This window comes from Nonomuraea solani (genome assembly GCF_900108335.1).
Lineage (GTDB): Bacteria > Actinomycetota > Actinomycetes > Streptosporangiales > Streptosporangiaceae > Nonomuraea > Nonomuraea solani.
The window spans coordinates 408541-425325 of record NZ_FNVT01000004.1 but is presented as its reverse complement, the minus strand read 5'-3'; the positions used below and the strand labels follow the sequence as shown (position 1 = coordinate 425325).

Genomic DNA, 16785 nt, shown 5'->3' with positions numbered 1-16785 from the left:
TGTACGTTTGCTCATCGGAACGGTCGTACAGCCCGGATCTCAGGGCAGAAAATTGTATCGGTGTCTCCGTGAAGGATGTTTCTGGGGGGACTATATCACTCGGCCGAGCAACGATGAGAAGTGTGATGATCACCCGATCGAATTCTGTCATCCAGTGGAATTTGATACGGAAATCGAGCTCTGGTGCAAGTATCCCGGATGCCGCCACGTGATCAAAGTCGCCTACTATCGCCGGATGCCTCCAAGGCCATTGCTGTGCAATGATCACAAAGGTTGGCCATGAGCAAACTCGCATCGCTGGGATTCGGCGACGCCGAGTTCTCGCCGCGCCTCAAGCTGGTCAATCTCATCCCCTCGGGCGTGCTGATCGGTATTGTCGCGTTGCTGCTGCTGAGCGGCGCGCCGGCCCAGGCGCCCAAGCCGAAGGTCTTGGAGAGCAAATGGGATGATTATGGGCTACCGGGCTCGCTGGTGCTGGCGTCGGCCATTCTCATCCTCGCGCTCATGCTGCAGCCGCTGGAACTGGCGACCATCCGTTTCCTCGAAGGATATGGGCCTGCCCGCGGGCCCATCGGCCGTATCCGTGCGTTGGGCATCTGGCTGCAGGCGCGGAGGGCGACTCGAGCGGGATGGGTCGTCAAGAACAAGGACAACCTCGGTCCTCAATCAACGTTGGCGGCAGAGGAGAAGGGGCGGTTGCTCGCCTTTCCACCGTCCGGGGACCTGCTGCCGACGTCACTGGGAAACCGGCTGCGCTGCGGTGAGGAACAGGCCGGGGAGCCATACGGGATGGACTTCGTTCTGCTCTGGCCGCGGCTGCATCTGGTTCTGCCGAAAAGCGTGCTGGAGACGGTCAACGAATATCGCAACCAGCTCGACACGGCCGCAAGGCTCTGTATCGCCTTCGCCCTCTCGGGGGTCGTCTCGGCCGCTCTGCTGTTCCGGTACGTACTGTGGCTTCCCCTTCCCTTGGCGCTTTTCCTGCTCTCATGGATGTCCTATCGTGCCGCCCTGGCCGCCGCCGCCGTCTACGCCACGGCTTATACGGCGGCGGTCGACGTCCATCGGCTCAAACTCATGCAGGAAATGCGCCTGGAACTGCCACGGACTCTGCGGAAGGAGTGCGAGCTCAACGAGACCCTGTCGAGGATGTGGCACCGCGACATCGACGTGGACGAGGTGCCCGACCTCCGCTACACGACTACCGACAAGGACTACGGCTTGTTCATCCACCTAGTGCGGGATCGACGAAATGAACGTCGAACGCGGACATGAGAAAGAGGCCGTAGACGCGGAGCAGTGGCTTGGTTTCGTCGTCGGACATCGTGGGCTTCTTCGGCCGGCGTGCGAGCATGGTGTGCTCGTCCAGCTCCACCCGCCACCCGTCCGGCACCCGCAGGTCGATGCCGCTGGCGATCGCGGTGATGTCGAGCCGGGCCTCCAGGTTGGCTTTTCCCTTGATCAACGGCATGGGTGTGGCCTTCGTCAGATCGATCACGCAGCCCGAAGTCACGGCGGTCACCATGCCGATGGTGAAAGGGCCTTCCGGCCAGTTCAGCGTGCCTGACCTGCCGATGAGGAACATTCGCTCGACGGCCCGCGCCTTCCGCGCCGAGCGGCCGGCCATGGCCCGGCCCGCCAGAAAAGCCGTGCCCACCGATAGCAGCAGGACCGGCAGCACGTAAGGTCGCCACGGGCCGGGCAGTGGGTCGAGGGTGAACAGCAGGGCTATCACCCCGATGGCGATGATGATCAGTGGGCCGCGGAAGATGGCGCGTTCGGCGAGTAGCCGGAGCAGGCCGCCGACACCGATCGTGATGATGCCGACCGGCCACCAGGTCGCCAGCTTGTCGTAGAGGGCCGCCGACGGCGCGAGCCGATCGACGAGCACCACGACCCCCGCGATGACCGCCACGACCGCCAACAACACGCCGAGCTGACCCTTCACGGCACCATACTCCCCGCTCGTCCTGCCGAAGCGCACCGTCCACGATTATGGGGCTATCGCCGTTTATATGCGTACGATGCGCAATATTTTCGGCGACAGGGCCTTTGTTGTGATTCCAGTTATTTGTCGGCGGGTTTCGTTAATGGTGGCGGCCCGGTCTGGACCGGTCACAGAGCGGCTCGTTAGAGTAACCGTATGACTACAGCGAGTTACGATGTCGACGAGCTGCGTACCGCGTACCCCGAATGGTCGTTCTTCTACAGCGATGAGGGAGTCCTCTACGCCACCCGGCGTGGCGTCCGCCTGCAGGACGCCGAGATCCACAAGGGCCTGCACCAGACGGTGAGCGCGAACGACGCCGCCACCGTCGTGGACCTCCTCCAGGACCAGGAGCGGGTGGCGGCCATGTCATAGCGTTTTCGGCCAGGTCGTTATCGGTGCCTCGGCTGGTCGACGGCTGTAGCGGATGTGGCTGGGATAGTAATTTGCTTCCATGATGGGCTTACGACGCATGGTCGTGTGGCTGGCCGCCGTGGGAGTCGTCGGCGGGTCGCCGGTCGCGTACGCGTCCGATTCGCCGCCCAATGTCGTCATCGTCTGGGACCAGAACGCCCAGACGGCGATCTGGGACGTAGCCCGTCAGCAGCCACAGGTGCAGGCGCGCAGTTTCGCCATGGTGCACGGTGCCATCTACGACGCGGTGAACGCCATCGCCGGCACCCCCTATCAGCCGTACCTCGTCGCGCCGGCCGCCAAGGGGACCGAGTCGACCGGCGCGGCCGTCGCGACCGCCGGTTTCCGGGTGCTGAGCGCGCTGTTCCCGGATCAGCAGGCGAGGCTGCGGACGCAGTACGACGAGGCGCTGGCCGCGATCCCCGACGGTGACGCGAAGCGGCGCGGGATCTCCGTGGGCGCTCGGACGGCCGCCGCGATGATCGCCGCGCGGCGCGACGACGGGGCCTTCGGAGATCCGGCCTGGCCCGTGGGCACCCAGCCCGGCCAGTGGCGGCCGGCGCCGCCCACGTTCGCCAACGACACGGCGTGGGTCGGCCGCCTCAAACCGTTCCTCCTCCCCAGCGCGTCCATGTTCCGCACCTCGGGCCCGCCCGCTCTGACCAGCGACCGGTACGCCCGGGACATCAACGAGGTGAAGGCCATCGGCTCGGCGACCAGCACGGTCAGGACGGCCGACCAGACGCAGGCCGCGATCTGGTGGCACGACCGGCACCTGGCCGAATGGGAGATCAAGCGCCGGTTGGCGACGACGCAGCGGCTGAACCCGCTTCAGACGGCACGGATGTTCGCGATGGTGGACCTGGCCGAGGCCGATGCCACGACCGCCTGCTTCAACGAGAAGGCGGCGTGGAACTTCTGGCGCCCGGTCACCGCGATCCAACTGGCCGACACCGACGGCAACCCGAAGACGACGGCCGATCCCGCCTGGATGCCCCTCCTCGTCACGCCGCCGCACCCCGACTACACCTCCGGGCACGCCTGCTTCACCGGCGCGAGCATGTCGGCGCTGCGGCACTTCTTCGGCCGCGACGACATCTCCTTCAGCGGGTCCAGCGTCGATTCGGGCACCACCCGGCATTTCCGGAGTTTCTCGCAGGCGGTGGCCGAGGTGATCGAGGCCCGGGTCTGGGGCGGAATCCACACGCGTACGGCCGACGAGCAGGGCGCGAAGATCGGCAGGCAGGTGACCGCCTACATGATCGCGCACTACTTCAAGCCGAAGCGGTAACTCAGCCGCGAGACAGGGCTGACGCTTACCGACCTGTGGTGGCTTGATCGGTACGCTGAATTCATGGGCGGTCGTGAACCGGTTCTGCGTCTGGCGGACGTCGTTGCGGCATTGAACACCACGCTGACTGCGATGGCCGCCGATTTCGAATATCGCGTGGTCGGCACGAGCGCCGCTCTCCTGCAGGGTGTCCACCTCCCCGTCGGGGACATCGACCTTCTGGTGACCCGACGAGAGGACGTGGACACCTTCGCCGCCGCCCTCTCGCCCTTTCCCTGCCTATACGCCGCCTCGTGGCTGCCGGAAGCGTCGCAGTACTTCACCAATTACAACGAAGTTCGGCGGGATCGGCCTGATCGATACGAACCTCTGCTCACCCACATGGGGACACATGGTTTCGACGCCGATCTGCTGAACAGAGCGATGAACGCCCGTCCTCCGTCCACGGAACACCGGCGCCTGATCCAAGAACGACTCTTTCCTTAACCGGGCCGTTTCACGTCCAGCAGAAACCTCGCGGCCAGGTCGTCGGCCAGTCGGGTGATGTCTTGGGAACCGTCGACTTCCAGGATCGGCAGGTCGAGTTCGAGGGCTTGGCGGCGTACCTCTTCGTCCCACAGTTCGTCACGGGCCAGTCGCCTGGACAGCGCCTTGGCGTGGTCGCTGTCTCCCCAGTTGGCCCGCGCTCGGGCGGGGTCGGCGAATCGGGTGCTCAATGCCTGGTGGCGGAATTCGGGCGTGGGCAGTAGAAAGGCGGCCTGTTCGGGGCGGGTCAGCAAGGGTGCGACTTCCGCGGGCAGGGTGCGGAAGTCGTCCACGAGCACGGGGCGGTCGGTGGGGAGGGCGAGCAGGTCCTCGATGACGAACCCGAAGGTCTCGCCGTGCAGGCTGGGCATGGCCTGGAAGATCTCTTCCGGGGTGCGCTCCGTTGCCCGGTGTTCCCGGGAGGTCTGCAGCAAGGCCCAGAAATAGGGCTGCCCCTCGGGGGTGCACCGCTCGACGTAGCCGCGTTCGGCCAGGTCACCGTCGTACACGAGCACGTCGTACCGGTCGGCCAGGGCGCGGGTGAGGGTGCTCTTGCCGGCACCGGTGCCTCCGGCTATCCAGCGGACGTGTGCGAGATCGACGGGGCCGGGCCGGTCCAGATTGGTCATGCCTGGCAGTTTCACAAGATTGCGGGCCGAGAAAAAGTCTTGTTCTTGCCCGCCCACTGCGGCGAAGATCGAAGAGGCCGATTTCGATTCCATTGAGGAGTTCGGCGCGGCCGCGGATGCGTACTCGGAGCAATACGACGCGCTCGTCTATCATCCCCGGAATTCGATCGGGCTGCTTTGCTGTGTCACCTTGGCCGCGCGTTGATTGGAATGGTCATGAAGGGAGAAACCGAAAGCGGTGTGATCCGCGATGCTAGATGACATTGACTCGAGGAACGGAGATACGGCATGGAGTTCGGTCGCCGAGATGCCTTCAGGCTCGGAATCGCCGGAGGTGCCGCATTGCTGGGCGCCGGCGTCACCCAGGCGGTTCCCGCGTACGCGGCCCGGCGGGCGGTGGGGCCGGTGAATCCCTATCCCGCGGGCGAGGACGGCACCATCGTCGCCCTGCGCCGTGCGCTGGACGACGCCGCCAACGGCATCGCCGGGCCGGCCGGGCGCGACGACCAGGGGCGGATCATCGTCCGCGCCGTGGCGGGCCATCGTCACGTCTTAAGGGCCAACCTGATCGTCCCGGGCAACACCCATCTCGACGCGACGAATGCCCGGTTCGTCGCCGACTTCGTCTCGTCGGGCACCCACAAGACGATGGTGCTCAACCACGTCCCCAGCGCGACGACCGGCGGATACGACGCGCCGTGTACCATCAAGATCACCGGTGGCTCCTGGGATCCGATCTGGCAGTCCGTCCAGGACGGCACCACGGCGCCCGCGATGAACGTCATCACGATGCAGCACACGTCCGACGTCGAGCTGACCGGCCTCACGATCTATAACGTCAAGTGGTGGCACGCCATCGAGCTCAACGCCGTACGCGATGCCACCGTACGAGGCTGCAACCTCTACGGCTGGATCGTGCCTCCGGGATTCGAGGAGAAGCTCTGGCACGGCGAGGCCATCCAGCTCGACCTAGCCGGCAGCACCAACACCTGGGCCGGCGCGAAGGACAACACGCCCTGCACCGACATCCGCATCGTTGAGAACACGTGCGACAAGTCGGGATCGCAGGGCTCCTGGGGCACTCTGGCCGGATCGCACACGGCTGTTCCCGATGTCCGGCACTCCCAGGTCTGGATCGAGAACAATGTGGTCACCAACGCCATCTGGGACGCGATCACGCCGTTCAACACAGAGGCCGTGTACATCCGGGGCAACCAGATCACCAACTGCCACGGCGGCGTGTACGTCCGGGCCGCCAACTCCGAGGTCAACCCGCTGACCACCGTGGAGATCACCGGCAACTCCGTGGGCCCGCTCCGCCCGAACGACCAAGGCAAGGTCAGATGGGGGGTCGGGCTCGCCGCGTACACCCGGGCCGCCCCCATCGGCGACATCCTGGTCAGCGACAACACGGCTCCCTCGTTCGTCTACAACAACCGGCAGTGGATGAGCTTCCGCCGGCCGCCGCAGACGAGCTGAGAGATCTCCATTCGGGGGGCGGCGTGACGGTCCGTCACGCCGCCCGTGTTTCAGGAGAGGAAACTGCCGTACGCGCCGCGCAGGATGCCGTCTTTCTGCGCCTGGCTGAAGGTGCAGTTCGGGTAGCTGTAGAAGGAGGCCGACATGCACGTGCCATCGGTGGACGTGGAGTCGGGCAGCCCGAACGCGTGCCCCAGTTCGTGCACCATGCCGCCGTACCAGCGATTCATCGGGCCGTTGATGCCCGCGGCGCCGTCAGCGTCGTGGCCGCTGAGGATCACCCATCCGTTGCCGCCGCCACCACCGGCGCCCTCGCCTTCGGCGCTGATCTCGCCGACGTTGATCCAACGGCTGTCCGGTGCGCCGAGGCCCAGCTTGCGACGTAGTTCGGCCTGCATGTTGCACACCGACCACCAGTACTTCTCACCGCAGTTCGGCGTGTTCTCGTACCAGGTTCGCGGCCTGTCGCCGTTGACGACCTCGACGATCGGGTTGTTCAGCGTGAACGTCTTGCCGAACTGCTGCTTGAAGAAGCGCTGCGCCTCCTGCATGACCTTGGCTATGCCGTCCGGGTAGCGCTGGTCGTACGCCACGTCCGACGGTTTGAGCCAGTAGACCCGCACCGTACGCGACGGCGGGGGGCCCGACGTCGGGGTCGGGGTCACGGTCGGAGTCACGGTGGGTGTCGGAGTCGGGGTCACGCTGCCCGTGCAGGTGACGCCGTTGAGGGTGAAGGCGGTCGGTACGGGATTGGTGGAGTTGTTCCAGGTGCCGTTGAATCCGAACGAGGTGCTGCCGTTCGTGGCCAGGGAACCGTTGTAGCCGGCGTTGGTGGCGGTCACCGCGCCGCCGCTCTGCGTCACGCCGGCGTTCCAGGCCTGGCTGATCGTCTGCCCGGCGCCGAAGGTCCAGCGCAGGGTCCAGCCAGTGATCGGGTCACCAAGGTTCTTGATCGCGACATTGGCGCCGAAGCCGCTGGTCCACTGACTGCTGACGGTATAGGTGACCTGGCAGCCGACCGCGGCGGCATGCGCCGTGACCGTGGTCGTCACCGCGGCGGCGGCCAGACAGACGGCCAAGGCCCAGGCGACAAGGCCCCCGCGTAATCCTCGTTGGTGCATCTGTTCCTCCGATGGCAGGGGAACTCGAAAATGGTAGCGCTAACAGAGAGGAGAGTTCCCAACCGGCGCACCCATGTCAACAAGCGCGAATGGAAGCCTTCGCGGGCGTGGGAAAACGCTCTGAAGAATGCGAAAGTTTCATGCTGTCGTAGAGACGCGCAGGGTTGAGCGGCGGGCCCAGGTGGCCCAGCGCCAGAGCCACTCAAGGGGGCCTTGGCGGTAGCGGCGCAGCCAGAGGGCGGCGAAAAGCCACTGGGCCGCGAGGATGACTCCCGCGGTGACGTACGCCGTCGTCAAATATCGGCCGATCGGCAGGCCGAGAATGTGCGTGGCCGCCAGAACGAGGAGTGTGGCGGTCAGATAATTCGTCAGTGCCATTCGGCCCAGGGGCGCGAAGACATACCGCAGCACCGGTCGCAGCGGCGTTCTGAGCAGGATCAGCAGGGCGCATACGTACACGCCGGCGAGCAGCAGATCGGCCAGGGTAGACACGGAAGACGGCCCCACGACCCGCAGGCCGGCCAGCCCAGCCGCGAAGACCAGACCCAGCAGGACCGGTCCTCGGGTGGACGTCTCGATCTTCTCCACCACCCCGAACCTGACCAGCGCCGAGCCCAGCAGGAACAGCCCGGCGATCAGCAGCGGCCCGCCCCCGCTGATCACCGCCACCGTCAGGAGCGCGGCGGACAGACCGGCCACGGCCCACCTCGGCAGCCAGCTCGAAGGCAGCAGCACCAGGATGCCGACGATGGCGTAAGTGGTCAGGATCTCGCCCGGCCACAGCAGCTTGTGCACGAGACCGACCACGAGCAGCGCCAGAAGCCGCCGCAGCAGCACCAGCCATGGGCGCGGGGCGCGCTTTCCGGCGGAGTCGAGCAGCAGTGAGAACCCGATGCCGAACAGCAGGGAGAAGATCGGCAGCCCGAGCCAGGGATCCCAGGCGCCCATGGGCTGCGCCACGAGCGCACTGCTGTCGTTGGCGATCAGCTGGATGTTGGCGAGCAGGATCTCGCACAGCGTGAACCCGCGCAGGACGTCGAGCGCGTCGATCCGTGGTCGGGCGGTGTCCGGTGTCAAAGTGCGGTCTTCGTAGGGCATGGGCTTCATCCTGCGGACACGGCCCGGTGCGGACATCGACCACAAGTTTCGGCTCGCCCGGTCCGTGACGGTACTTTCGGCTGGTTCGGCGCACCCCCGGAAACGACTCAGGGAGCCCCTTGTGTCAAGGGACTCCCTGGTCGAGCTGTGTGCGGCCGGAGGTACTCGAAACCCCAACCTTCTGATCCGTAGGGAACGGCAGGTGCTGCGTCCGCGCGCTGCTCACCTGCTGAGGCGGTGGACATGGGTCGATGCCATGAGATCGCGTCAGGCGATGTTGCTGTACGCGCTGCTGTACAGCACTCCACCAACGCGCCTCAGCGCTGCTGCCACCCAGCTCGCGCTGGAGAAGAGTCACGCTGGCCCTCCAGCTCTCACCTGACAACGGACGGATATCGGGCTGCCGCAAGGTCGTCGGCGAGGTCCTCCAAGGAAGGATCAGCGTTCAGCGTGGCGACCACCGCCTGCGTCAGCGGCCGGAGGGCGTAGACGTGCCGCACCGCATCGAGATCCACGGGTACCTCGTAGTAGTCCTCCGCGAACCGCTGGAACGCCTCCGGAGCCGGATCGACGAGCCGTGCGAACAGGTACGCCGCTCCATCGGGATCGCTCACGCCGTCCGGGTAGTCAATCTCACCCACCCACCACCGCTGATCATTGGCAGCACGCCACAGGCACGCGGTCACGATCGGCATACCATCCTCGTCGCAGAATGCGGGCTCCTCCACACAGTGGCGGAAGACCTGCGGGACGGAGTCGAGCACCCCCGGCCACGGCCCGTCGTTGCCGTACGGGCTCATCACCGCCTCGTGAGCGAAGCCACGGATGTACGCACCCGCGACAGAGAAGACGATGGAGTATTCGTCTCCCGAGCCGTTGCTCATCGAGGCCATCTCCTCCCCAGGGCCCCAGCCCGCCGCGAAAGAGTGGTAGCGGCTGGACCATTCCGGGCTCAGGATGGCCTCCAGCACCGCCATAGACCGACACAGACCACGGAGCTGCGAGATATCGGGCAGCAGACGGGCCACATCGTGAGCAGTCATGAGCCTCATCCAATCGGATACCAGCGACATCTCCCTACATGCCTCCGTGCCGCCAGCACCAAAAGGCCTCATTGCCCGTCCGGTGGCGGACAGCCGATGACGTCGGCCAACTTTCCTGCGCAGGTTGGGTCAGTCGTGCAATTCCTCCGACGCCACCGTCTGCCTCGCTGCCGCTCTTCGGCCTGTGTGCTTCGGCTCTCAGGCACCGTCAGCGCGCCCAGGATGAGGCACGCAAGATGGCCGGGGACGGATGGAAGGCCTCGGACCTGGCGTTCACGACCCGCACCGGTACGCCGATTGAGCCGCGCAACTTCAACCGGGCCTTCGAGAGCCACTGTCGTCGAGCGGGTGTTCCGCGTATTCGTGTGCACGACACGCGGCACACCTGTGCCTCGCTCCTGGCTGCCCTCGACGTACATCCGCGTGTGGCGATGCGCATTCTGCGCCACTCGCAGATTTCGATGACCGTGGACGTCTACACCCAGATCCCCAGTCCTGAAACCCGTAAGGCGCTTGATCGGCTTAACCAGAGCCTCGACCGTTCAAGCGAGGCATAACTAATCGTTCGGTGCCATAAATAGGTCCTCTGGGGATATCCCAGAGGACCTATTTGTGTGCACAGGATCTTGTCCTGGCCGAAGAGATACGCCGGACTGGCTTCGGTGGCCATTTCACTTCTCGCTGCTTGTGGTTCAAAGGAATGGGGCTTGTGGTGAGGCGCCAGTTCACTTCCTGCCAGATGTAGCGGAGGGCGAATGACACACCCTGTGATCTGCGAGCGGGCCAAGGGGCATTACTGCGGATGCTCCGCGTGCGGTGGGGCGCAGCATGGCTGGACCAACGGTCTCTTGTTGGCCCGAGATCCTTCTCCCGTAGCTCGTCAAGAGGCTAGAGATCGCAGCGACGTCGCCTGGGCCGCAACTCGACCTCCCGTAGGGCGGCGAAAGCCATCCAAGGAGAGAAAGGCAGCAGCCACCGATAGCGCCACAGCCGACCTCGTCGACTGGCTATCCGAAAACCCGGACACCATCGACCGCATCCAGGAAATCGGGGACATCCTTGCTGGCCCCGTAATCCAGGAGCTCGATAAGAGGTTCGGCGGGAGCAAGCCGCGAGAGGCCAGAAGGCAATTTACCAATCATTTCTGGTGCGATCTCCTCGTCGCCATGGCCGAGGCCATCGAAAAATTCTCGAAAGCCATGGACCGGATCCCGGAGTACGTGACGACGTTCATCGTGCAGTCCCGGAAGGCCGAGGGTCGCAGCGTTCTCCTCGATGCTCTGGTGGGCCTTGCGGTACGGACAGCCTGGGAGCCCATCAAGAGCATGATCCACACGATCGGGATCGAGGAGCTTCAACGAACGTGCCGGATCCTCGCCATCCTGATCTGCCCGGCCCCCGAGGATCATAAGGCCGTCCAGGACGGTGCCCTTCTCCCCTTGGCGAAGGAGGGGATGCTGGAGACCAGCAGGGAGCGGCTTGAGCAAGTCTTCCCCGCGGGCTGGGTCCACCGCCTGCGAGAAGGTCTCGGCGGTGCCTGAGTAGAGCAGCCGGCGTCCCGTAGACGTGAGCTGCATGCGTGAGGGAACGGCTGTGTAGGGGGCGTTGCTGTACAACGCTGCTGTACGGCCACGGAAAAGGGCCCTCCGGGATGATCTCGGAGGGCCCTTCACCTGCTGCGCGGCCGGAGGTACTCGAAACCCCAACCTTCTGATCCGTAGTCAGATGCTCTATCCATTGAGCTACGGCCGCTCGCTGCGAGAACAAGCATAGCGGGTTCTCGGGAGTACCTCGAACCAGTTAACGCAATCTTGGTTGCGGCGGCTCGGCTGGGGCGGGGATCGGGGGCCTGTGGATACATCGAAGGGTGTATCCACAGGCGGACTTGCGCAGGAGGGAAACGGGGGCGGGAGGTGGTGGGATGGGGGCATGACGCGGGTGGTGCTGGGGGCGGTGCTGGCCTTCGCGATGGGGGTGGTGCTGATCGCGGGCAGGGCCTATGCCGATCGTGGTGTGCCCGTGTGGGTGGTGGGGGTGCCGCTGGTCCTGACCTGCGCGGGGGTTCTGGTGCGGCAGCGGGCTCCGCTGGCCTCCCTGGGGCTGGGGATGGTGGGGATCGTGCTGGACGGGTTCGTGGGGCCGTCCTTGGGGACGGTGCTGGTGTTCACGGACAACCTGTACGCCGCCGCGCTCTACGGGCCTGCTCGGTTCGCCCGGTTGCTGCTGGGGATCACGGCCGTGCTGGCGGTCGTCGGTGGGGCGATCGCCGGGTTCGTGGCCGCGGACTGGAGGGTGCTGGCGGTCATGGGGGTGCAGGCGGCCCTGGTGCTCGTCACGCCGGTCACCACCGCGCTGGTGTTGCGGGAGCATCGGGATCGGGCCGCGGCCGAGCGGGGGCGGGCCGAGCAGGTGGCGCGGCTCGCGGAGCTCGATCGGCAGGCGGCCGTCACCGGTGAGCGTACGCGGATGGCCCGTGAGCTGCATGACATGATCGCCAATCACTTCAGCGCCATCGCCATTCAGTCCACCGCCGCGCTGTCCCGTAAGGATCTTGATCGGGAGGCGGTCCGGAAGATCATGGAGTCCGTACGGGAGAACAGCGTCAAGGGGATGGCCGAGATGCGGGCCATGATCGGGCTGTTGCGGCAGGAAGGGGATGAGGGAGAGGGCGAGGGCGGTGCCACCCGGCCTCGGTTGGCCGATGGGGAGACCCTGGTCGAGCGGGTGGTGCGGGCTGGGTTGCGGGTTGAGACGCGGGTCGAGGGCGAGGCCCGGGAGGTGCCGGCGTCCGTGGATCTCGCGGGATACCGGATCTTGCAGGAGGCGCTCACCAACGCGCTCAAGCATGGGGAGTCGCCGGTGTCGGTGGTCATCGCCTATGAGGACGAGCGGGTCCTGGTGACCGTTGAGAACGCTCTTGGCGGACGCGGGGCCCGGTTGCCGGGGGCGGGGGCCGGGCTGATCGGTATGCGGGAGCGGGCCCTGCTGGTCGGCGGGTCCTTTGAGGCCGGGCCCCGTGCGGATGGGGGCGGGTGGCGGGTCGCGGCCGTGCTTCCGACGGATGCGGAGGAGGGGCGGTCGGGGCTGGTGCCTTTCGTGGATGTGAAGCGGCCCGGGTTCTTCTCCGGTGGCGAGGGGTGATCGGCTTCGGTGGCGAGGGGTGATCGAATCCGGTGGTGAGGGGTGATCGACGGTGATGCTGCGTCGTGGAGAGGGCGTGGGCTGGTGAGTGTCAAAGTGCTGGTGGCCGACGATCACGCGGCGGTCCGGGCCGGGATCGTGCTGATCCTTGGCGGGGCCGATGACATCGAGGTCGTGGGTGAGGCCGGGGATGGCGAGCAGGCCGTGGCCATGGCTCGGGAACTGCGGCCCGACGTGGTGCTGATGGACGTGCGGATGCCCAGGCTCGACGGCATTTCGGCGACCAGGGAGCTGGCGGGGGTCTGCGACGTGCTGATTCTGACGACGTTCGACGTTGACGAGTACGTGTTCGGGGCGTTGCGGGCTGGGGCGGCCGGATTCTTGCTGAAGAACACGGACGCGGAGGCGTTGGTCGAGGCCGTTCGGCTGGTGGCCCGGGGGGATGGGCTCATCTCACCGGGGGTCACGCGGCGGTTGATCGCGGCTTTCGCCGAGCAGGCGCCGGTCAGGAAGGACGGGGCCGGCGACTCGGGCGGGCTGACGCCTCGGGAACGGGAAGTGCTCGCCTGTATCGGGCGCGGGCTGTCCAATGCCGACATCGCCAGGGAGCTCGACATGGCGGAGGCCACGACGAAGACGCACGTGAGCCGGGTGCTGAACAAACTGGGGTTGAAGAGCCGGGTGCAGGCGGCGATTTACTACGCCGATCACTACTCGGAGGGGGCATAGGGCCGTAGTGTTTGCGCCGTGAGCAGTCCATCCTCTCCTGAACCGCCTCGTCAGACCGGGGTGGTCGTCGCGATGGCGTTCGTCGGCATCTTTGGATATTTCACCTTCAACGTGATCGTCGGGTTCATCGCGCTGAGCATGGAGTCCTCGGCGGCGATCGGGGTGGCGGCCGGGGTGCTGGCGGTCGCGGGCATCGGGGCCGGGCTGGTGCTCGCGGGGCTGCGGAAGCCATGGTCCATGGGGGTGGGGCTGGGGCTGATGATCGGGTGGGGGCTCGCGTCGATCGTCTCGGCGGGCTACTGCACCGGGCTCAATCCGGCGATGTACACGTAGGCGGAGTGTGGGCGGCGACGCCGAATGCGGGTGGCGGTATTGATTGGATATCAACTGCTTGGGCCTAGTTTGGCGACGATGGCGATCAGGGCTATCAGGGGCTATCAAGGTGATCAGGGAGTAGATCGAGTCGATGAGCACGCCACCGCCGCCGCCGGCCGGGGGGTCTGAGGAGCCCGGACAGGCCGGGAGGCCGGAGTTTCTGCCGCCGCCGCAATCAGGGCCGGGCCAGCACCCAGGGCCGTCCTCGCAACCAGGGCCGTCCTCGCAACCAGGGCCGGGTCAGTCATCAGGGCCGTCCCCATCGGGGATGCCGCCGTCGTACGGATCCCCGCCGCACGGGCCCCCGACGTATGGGCCTCCGTCGTACGGGCCGCCGCCACCTGGGTACGGGCCGCCGGCGTTCGCGCCGCCGCCGCGGCCCTCATCGGGCAACTCCACAGGCGTCTTCGTGGGCCTGCTCTTCGCCGGCATCGCCCTCTACAGCGTGCTCAACACCGTGATCGGCTTCTTCACCTTCGTCGCCGCCACGGGCCAGACCGGCAACACCACCCCGTTCGTCATCGTCGGCACCGCGCTCCTCGCCCTCATCGGCCTGGGCGCCGGCATCGGCCTGCTCTTCGTCAAACAGCCGTGGGCCAGAGGGCTCGGGCTGGGCCTCATGATGGGCTGGGCGCTGTGGTCGATTCTGTCCGCCGGACTCTGCACCGGTCTCAACCCGGCCCTGTACGGCTGACATGCCCTACCACGAGATATTCGTCGGCCTGGGCGTCCTGGTGGCCGCCGTCGTCTTCGTACGGGAGGCCAGAAGCCGGGGAGCCCTCAACGAGCAGTCCCTGATCGCGGTCGCCGGCGCCCTGGTCGGAGGCGCGATCGGGATGCGGCTGGCAGGCTGGCTGGAGACGCTCGACATGCGCGACCTCTGGCTGTACGGCTCCCGCAGCATCCTCGGCGGCCTCACCGGCGCGTACGTCGGCGTGCTCCTGGCCAAGCGGATCATCGGCTACAAGGAACGCACCGGCGACCTGTTCGCCCCGGCCGTGGCACTCGGCATGGCGGTGGGAAGGATCGGCTGCCACCTGACAGAGGCCCCGGGCCGGCCCACCGACCTGCCGTGGGGCGTGCACGCCCCGCCGACGATCCCCGAATGCCCCGGCTGCCTCACGGGCCAGGCCATGCATCCGTCGTTCATCTACGAGATCATCTTCCAGCTCGCCGCCTTCGCCGCACTCCTCTGGGCCCGCAAGCGGCTGACCAGGCCGGGCGAGCTCTTCACGCTCTACCTCGCCGCGTACGCCGCCTTCCGCTTCCTCGTCGAGTTCACCAGGGCCAACGAAACGGTCTGGCTCGAGCTGACCAGACCCCAGTGGTTCCTGATCCCGGGCGTGCTCCTGCTGGCCATCAGGCTCGGGTACGGCTGGCGACGCGGCTACTACGATGCCCTTTTCGAGCGGAAGGTCATGACATGAGTGCAGGGATGGGTCTGCGGGGCGACCGCATCCTCAGATACGTCAACGCGTTCTGCCCCAGGTGCCACGGCCGCGACCTCCACGAGGTCGAGCGCCTGAGCGGCTATCTGGCCGAACGCGACGGCAAGGTCTGGCTGGAGCGCGGCTGCCGCGAACACGGTCGAATCACCACGTTGTACGACGAAGACCCAGAAATCCTCAAATATCTCGAAGAATGGACCGCCCCAACAAAAGTCCATATGCCGGATATTTCGGGCAACTTCGATCCCATCCCGGCCGCCTACCTCCGCGGTCTCCCCGAGACGCAGACCCAGCACACCTGCATTCTCCTCGAAGACATCGCCGAAGCCTGCAACCTGCGATGCCCCACCTGCTTCGCCGACAGCTCCCCCGACCTCACGGGCATCGTCCCCATCCCCGACATCCTGGCCAACGTCGACCAGCGCCTCCAACGCGAGAACGGCAAACTCGACGTCCTCATGCTGAGCGGCGGCGAGCCCACCCTCCACCCCGAGCTCAAAACCCTCCTCGCCGAACTCTCCGACCGCCCGATCACCCGCATCCTGATCAACACCAACGGCGTCCTCATCGCCAGGGACGACGCCCTCCTCGACCTCCTCACCGAGCACAGGGAGCGCGTCGAGGTCTACCTCCAGTACGACGGCAGCTCGGCCGCCGCCTCCCGCCACCACCGGGGCGGCGACCTCACCCGGACGAAGGCGCAGGCCGTACGGCGGCTGTCCGAACGCGAGATCTTCACCACCCTCGTCATGACGGCCGCCCTGGGCGTGAACGACGGGGAGATCGGCGACGTCGTACGCCTCGCCCTCGACACCCCGTACATCGGCGGCGTGTCCCTGCAGCCCCAGTTCGGCTCGGGCAGGTCGGGCACCATCGACCCGGCCGACCGGCTCACCCACACCGGCGTGCTCAAGCGCCTCGGCCCGCAGACCGGCGACCTGGTGACCTGGCGCGACCTGACCGCCCTGCCCTGCTCGCACCCCCACTGCTGCTCGGTCGGCTACCTCATCCGCGACGACGCGGGGCAGTGGCGCTCGCTCACGCGGCTGATCGGCCACGACCGGCTGAAGGAGAACCTGGGCCTGGTCGCCAACCGCATCGCCGACTCGGAGATCCCGCGCGAGCTGCGTCAGGCCGTACAGGAGTCCCTGCTCGGGCTGCTGTCCGAGCAGTCGTCGCTGTCGCATCCGCAGATCGGCGACCTCTGGCGCGACATCTGCGAGAACTGCGATCTCGGCATCTCCACCCTGCTCACCCTCGCCTCGTCGGCGCTGCCTGGCCGGCGCAGGAAGCTGCGCCGGATGCTGGGGGAGCGGGTGAAGCGCCTCACGATCAAGCCGTTCATGGACATCTCGACCATGATCGAGGAGCGGCTCACGCAGTGCTGCGTGCACGTCGGGACGCGCGCCGAGCAGGACCAGTGCGCGCCGTTCTGTGCCGTGCAGGCGTGGCCGCAGTTGTCGAGACAACGACTGTCGGTGGTGGCCAGATGAAAGGTGGTGGTC

18 protein-coding genes and 1 tRNA gene are annotated in these 16785 nt (G+C 66.5%); 13 read left to right on the top strand and 6 right to left on the bottom strand.

Features of this window, described 5'->3' with window-relative positions; translation table 11 throughout:
* Positions 1-279: 279 nt before the first annotated feature.
* Positions 280-1275, top strand: a complete 996-nt coding sequence (locus C4V41_RS17560) for a hypothetical protein (protein WP_103956949.1) — start codon at positions 280-282, stop codon at positions 1273-1275.
* On the opposite strand, the gene C4V41_RS17555 is transcribed toward C4V41_RS17560, so the two are convergent.
* Positions 1226-1948 carry a LiaF transmembrane domain-containing protein gene (locus C4V41_RS17555; protein WP_103956948.1) on the bottom strand — a complete coding sequence of 241 codons (723 nt, stop codon included), beginning with the start codon at positions 1946-1948 and terminating at the stop codon, positions 1226-1228. The two genes, C4V41_RS17560 and C4V41_RS17555, sit on opposite strands and share 50 nt — an antisense overlap.
* Positions 1949-2143: 195 nt before the next feature.
* Here C4V41_RS17555 and C4V41_RS17550 point away from each other — a divergent pair, with 195 nt between their 5' ends.
* From C4V41_RS17550 to C4V41_RS17540, 3 genes are all read left to right on the top strand, one after another.
* Positions 2144-2362, top strand: coding sequence for a hypothetical protein (locus tag C4V41_RS17550; protein ID WP_103956947.1), 219 nt, complete (start codon positions 2144-2146; stop codon positions 2360-2362).
* A gap of 79 nt (positions 2363-2441) precedes the next feature.
* Positions 2442-3692, top strand: a complete 1251-nt coding sequence (locus C4V41_RS17545; protein WP_103956946.1) for a vanadium-dependent haloperoxidase — start codon at positions 2442-2444, stop codon at positions 3690-3692.
* A gap of 63 nt (positions 3693-3755) precedes the next feature.
* On the top strand, positions 3756-4178 hold the full coding sequence (locus tag C4V41_RS17540) for a hypothetical protein (RefSeq protein WP_146103692.1): 423 nt from the start codon (positions 3756-3758) through the stop codon (positions 4176-4178).
* Here C4V41_RS17540 and C4V41_RS17535 read toward each other — a convergent pair.
* A complete protein-coding gene (locus tag C4V41_RS17535; protein WP_103956944.1) occupies positions 4175-4846 on the bottom strand; it encodes a hypothetical protein in 672 nt (223 codons plus the stop codon). The genes C4V41_RS17540 and C4V41_RS17535 overlap by 4 nt on opposite strands.
* Before the next feature lie 288 nt (positions 4847-5134).
* Here C4V41_RS17535 and C4V41_RS17530 point away from each other — a divergent pair, with 288 nt between their 5' ends.
* Positions 5135-6325, top strand: a complete 1191-nt coding sequence (locus C4V41_RS17530; protein WP_103956943.1) for a right-handed parallel beta-helix repeat-containing protein — start codon at positions 5135-5137, stop codon at positions 6323-6325.
* Between the two features lie 50 nt (positions 6326-6375).
* Here C4V41_RS17530 and C4V41_RS17525 read toward each other — a convergent pair whose 3' ends face one another.
* The 3 genes from C4V41_RS17525 to C4V41_RS17515 form a co-directional block, all read right to left on the bottom strand.
* Entirely contained in the window at positions 6376-7404 is a 1029-nt protein-coding gene (locus C4V41_RS17525) for a cellulose-binding domain-containing protein (RefSeq protein WP_200824045.1), read from the bottom strand.
* Between the two features lie 180 nt (positions 7405-7584).
* Entirely contained in the window at positions 7585-8544 is a 960-nt protein-coding gene (locus C4V41_RS17520; RefSeq protein ID WP_103956941.1) for a DUF418 domain-containing protein, read from the bottom strand.
* A gap of 374 nt (positions 8545-8918) precedes the next feature.
* Positions 8919-9521, bottom strand: a complete 603-nt coding sequence (locus C4V41_RS17515; RefSeq protein ID WP_235030186.1) for a hypothetical protein — start codon at positions 9519-9521, stop codon at positions 8919-8921.
* Between the two features lie 302 nt (positions 9522-9823).
* Here C4V41_RS17515 and C4V41_RS63000 point away from each other — a divergent pair, with 302 nt between their 5' ends.
* A complete protein-coding gene (locus C4V41_RS63000) occupies positions 9824-10144 on the top strand; it encodes a tyrosine-type recombinase/integrase (protein WP_200824044.1) in 321 nt (106 codons plus the stop codon).
* Positions 10145-10438: 294 nt separating this feature from the next.
* Positions 10439-11128 carry a hypothetical protein gene (locus tag C4V41_RS60735; protein ID WP_146103691.1) on the top strand — a complete coding sequence of 230 codons (690 nt, stop codon included), beginning with the start codon at positions 10439-10441 and terminating at the stop codon, positions 11126-11128.
* A gap of 138 nt (positions 11129-11266) precedes the next feature.
* Here the strand turns inward: C4V41_RS60735 and C4V41_RS17500 are convergent.
* A tRNA-Arg gene (locus tag C4V41_RS17500) sits at positions 11267-11339 on the bottom strand.
* 177 nt (positions 11340-11516) lie between these two features.
* Between C4V41_RS17500 and C4V41_RS17495 the strand changes: the two genes are divergently transcribed.
* From C4V41_RS17495 to C4V41_RS17465, 6 genes are all read left to right on the top strand, one after another.
* Entirely contained in the window at positions 11517-12728 is a 1212-nt protein-coding gene (locus C4V41_RS17495) for a sensor histidine kinase (protein WP_235030185.1), read from the top strand.
* Positions 12729-12812: 84 nt separating this feature from the next.
* Positions 12813-13457: a response regulator gene (locus C4V41_RS17490; protein WP_103956938.1), complete on the top strand. Its 645-nt coding sequence runs from the start codon at positions 12813-12815 to the stop codon at positions 13455-13457.
* 18 nt (positions 13458-13475) lie between these two features.
* Positions 13476-13790 carry a hypothetical protein gene (locus C4V41_RS17485; protein ID WP_146103690.1) on the top strand — a complete coding sequence of 105 codons (315 nt, stop codon included), beginning with the start codon at positions 13476-13478 and terminating at the stop codon, positions 13788-13790.
* A gap of 451 nt (positions 13791-14241) precedes the next feature.
* Entirely contained in the window at positions 14242-14526 is a 285-nt protein-coding gene (locus tag C4V41_RS17475) for a hypothetical protein (RefSeq protein ID WP_200824043.1), read from the top strand.
* A gap of 1 nt (position 14527) precedes the next feature.
* Positions 14528-15259, top strand: coding sequence for a prolipoprotein diacylglyceryl transferase (locus C4V41_RS17470; RefSeq protein WP_103956936.1), 732 nt, complete (start codon positions 14528-14530; stop codon positions 15257-15259).
* Entirely contained in the window at positions 15256-16773 is a 1518-nt protein-coding gene (locus C4V41_RS17465) for a radical SAM protein (protein ID WP_103956935.1), read from the top strand. Before C4V41_RS17470 ends, C4V41_RS17465 begins: the two co-directional genes overlap by 4 nt.
* Positions 16774-16785 lie beyond the last annotated feature (12 nt).

Coding starts and splice junctions, on each gene's coding strand:
- C4V41_RS17515 (WP_235030186.1), bottom strand. CDS start 9,521: ATGGCGGTGCTGGAGGCCATCCTGAGCCCGGAATGGTCCAGCCGCTAC.
- C4V41_RS17535 (WP_103956944.1), bottom strand. CDS start 4,846: ATGACCAATCTGGACCGGCCCGGCCCCGTCGATCTCGCACACGTCCGC.
- C4V41_RS17540 (WP_146103692.1), top strand. CDS start 3,756: ATGGGCGGTCGTGAACCGGTTCTGCGTCTGGCGGACGTCGTTGCGGCA.
- C4V41_RS17520 (WP_103956941.1), bottom strand. CDS start 8,544: ATGCCCTACGAAGACCGCACTTTGACACCGGACACCGCCCGACCACGG.
- C4V41_RS17470 (WP_103956936.1), top strand. CDS start 14,528: ATGCCCTACCACGAGATATTCGTCGGCCTGGGCGTCCTGGTGGCCGCC.
- C4V41_RS17495 (WP_235030185.1), top strand. CDS start 11,517: ATGACGCGGGTGGTGCTGGGGGCGGTGCTGGCCTTCGCGATGGGGGTG.
- C4V41_RS17465 (WP_103956935.1), top strand. CDS start 15,256: ATGAGTGCAGGGATGGGTCTGCGGGGCGACCGCATCCTCAGATACGTC.
- C4V41_RS17530 (WP_103956943.1), top strand. CDS start 5,135: ATGGAGTTCGGTCGCCGAGATGCCTTCAGGCTCGGAATCGCCGGAGGT.
- C4V41_RS17545 (WP_103956946.1), top strand. CDS start 2,442: ATGATGGGCTTACGACGCATGGTCGTGTGGCTGGCCGCCGTGGGAGTC.
- C4V41_RS17550 (WP_103956947.1), top strand. CDS start 2,144: ATGACTACAGCGAGTTACGATGTCGACGAGCTGCGTACCGCGTACCCC.
- C4V41_RS63000 (WP_200824044.1), top strand. CDS start 9,824: ATGGCCGGGGACGGATGGAAGGCCTCGGACCTGGCGTTCACGACCCGC.
- C4V41_RS17560 (WP_103956949.1), top strand. CDS start 280: ATGAGCAAACTCGCATCGCTGGGATTCGGCGACGCCGAGTTCTCGCCG.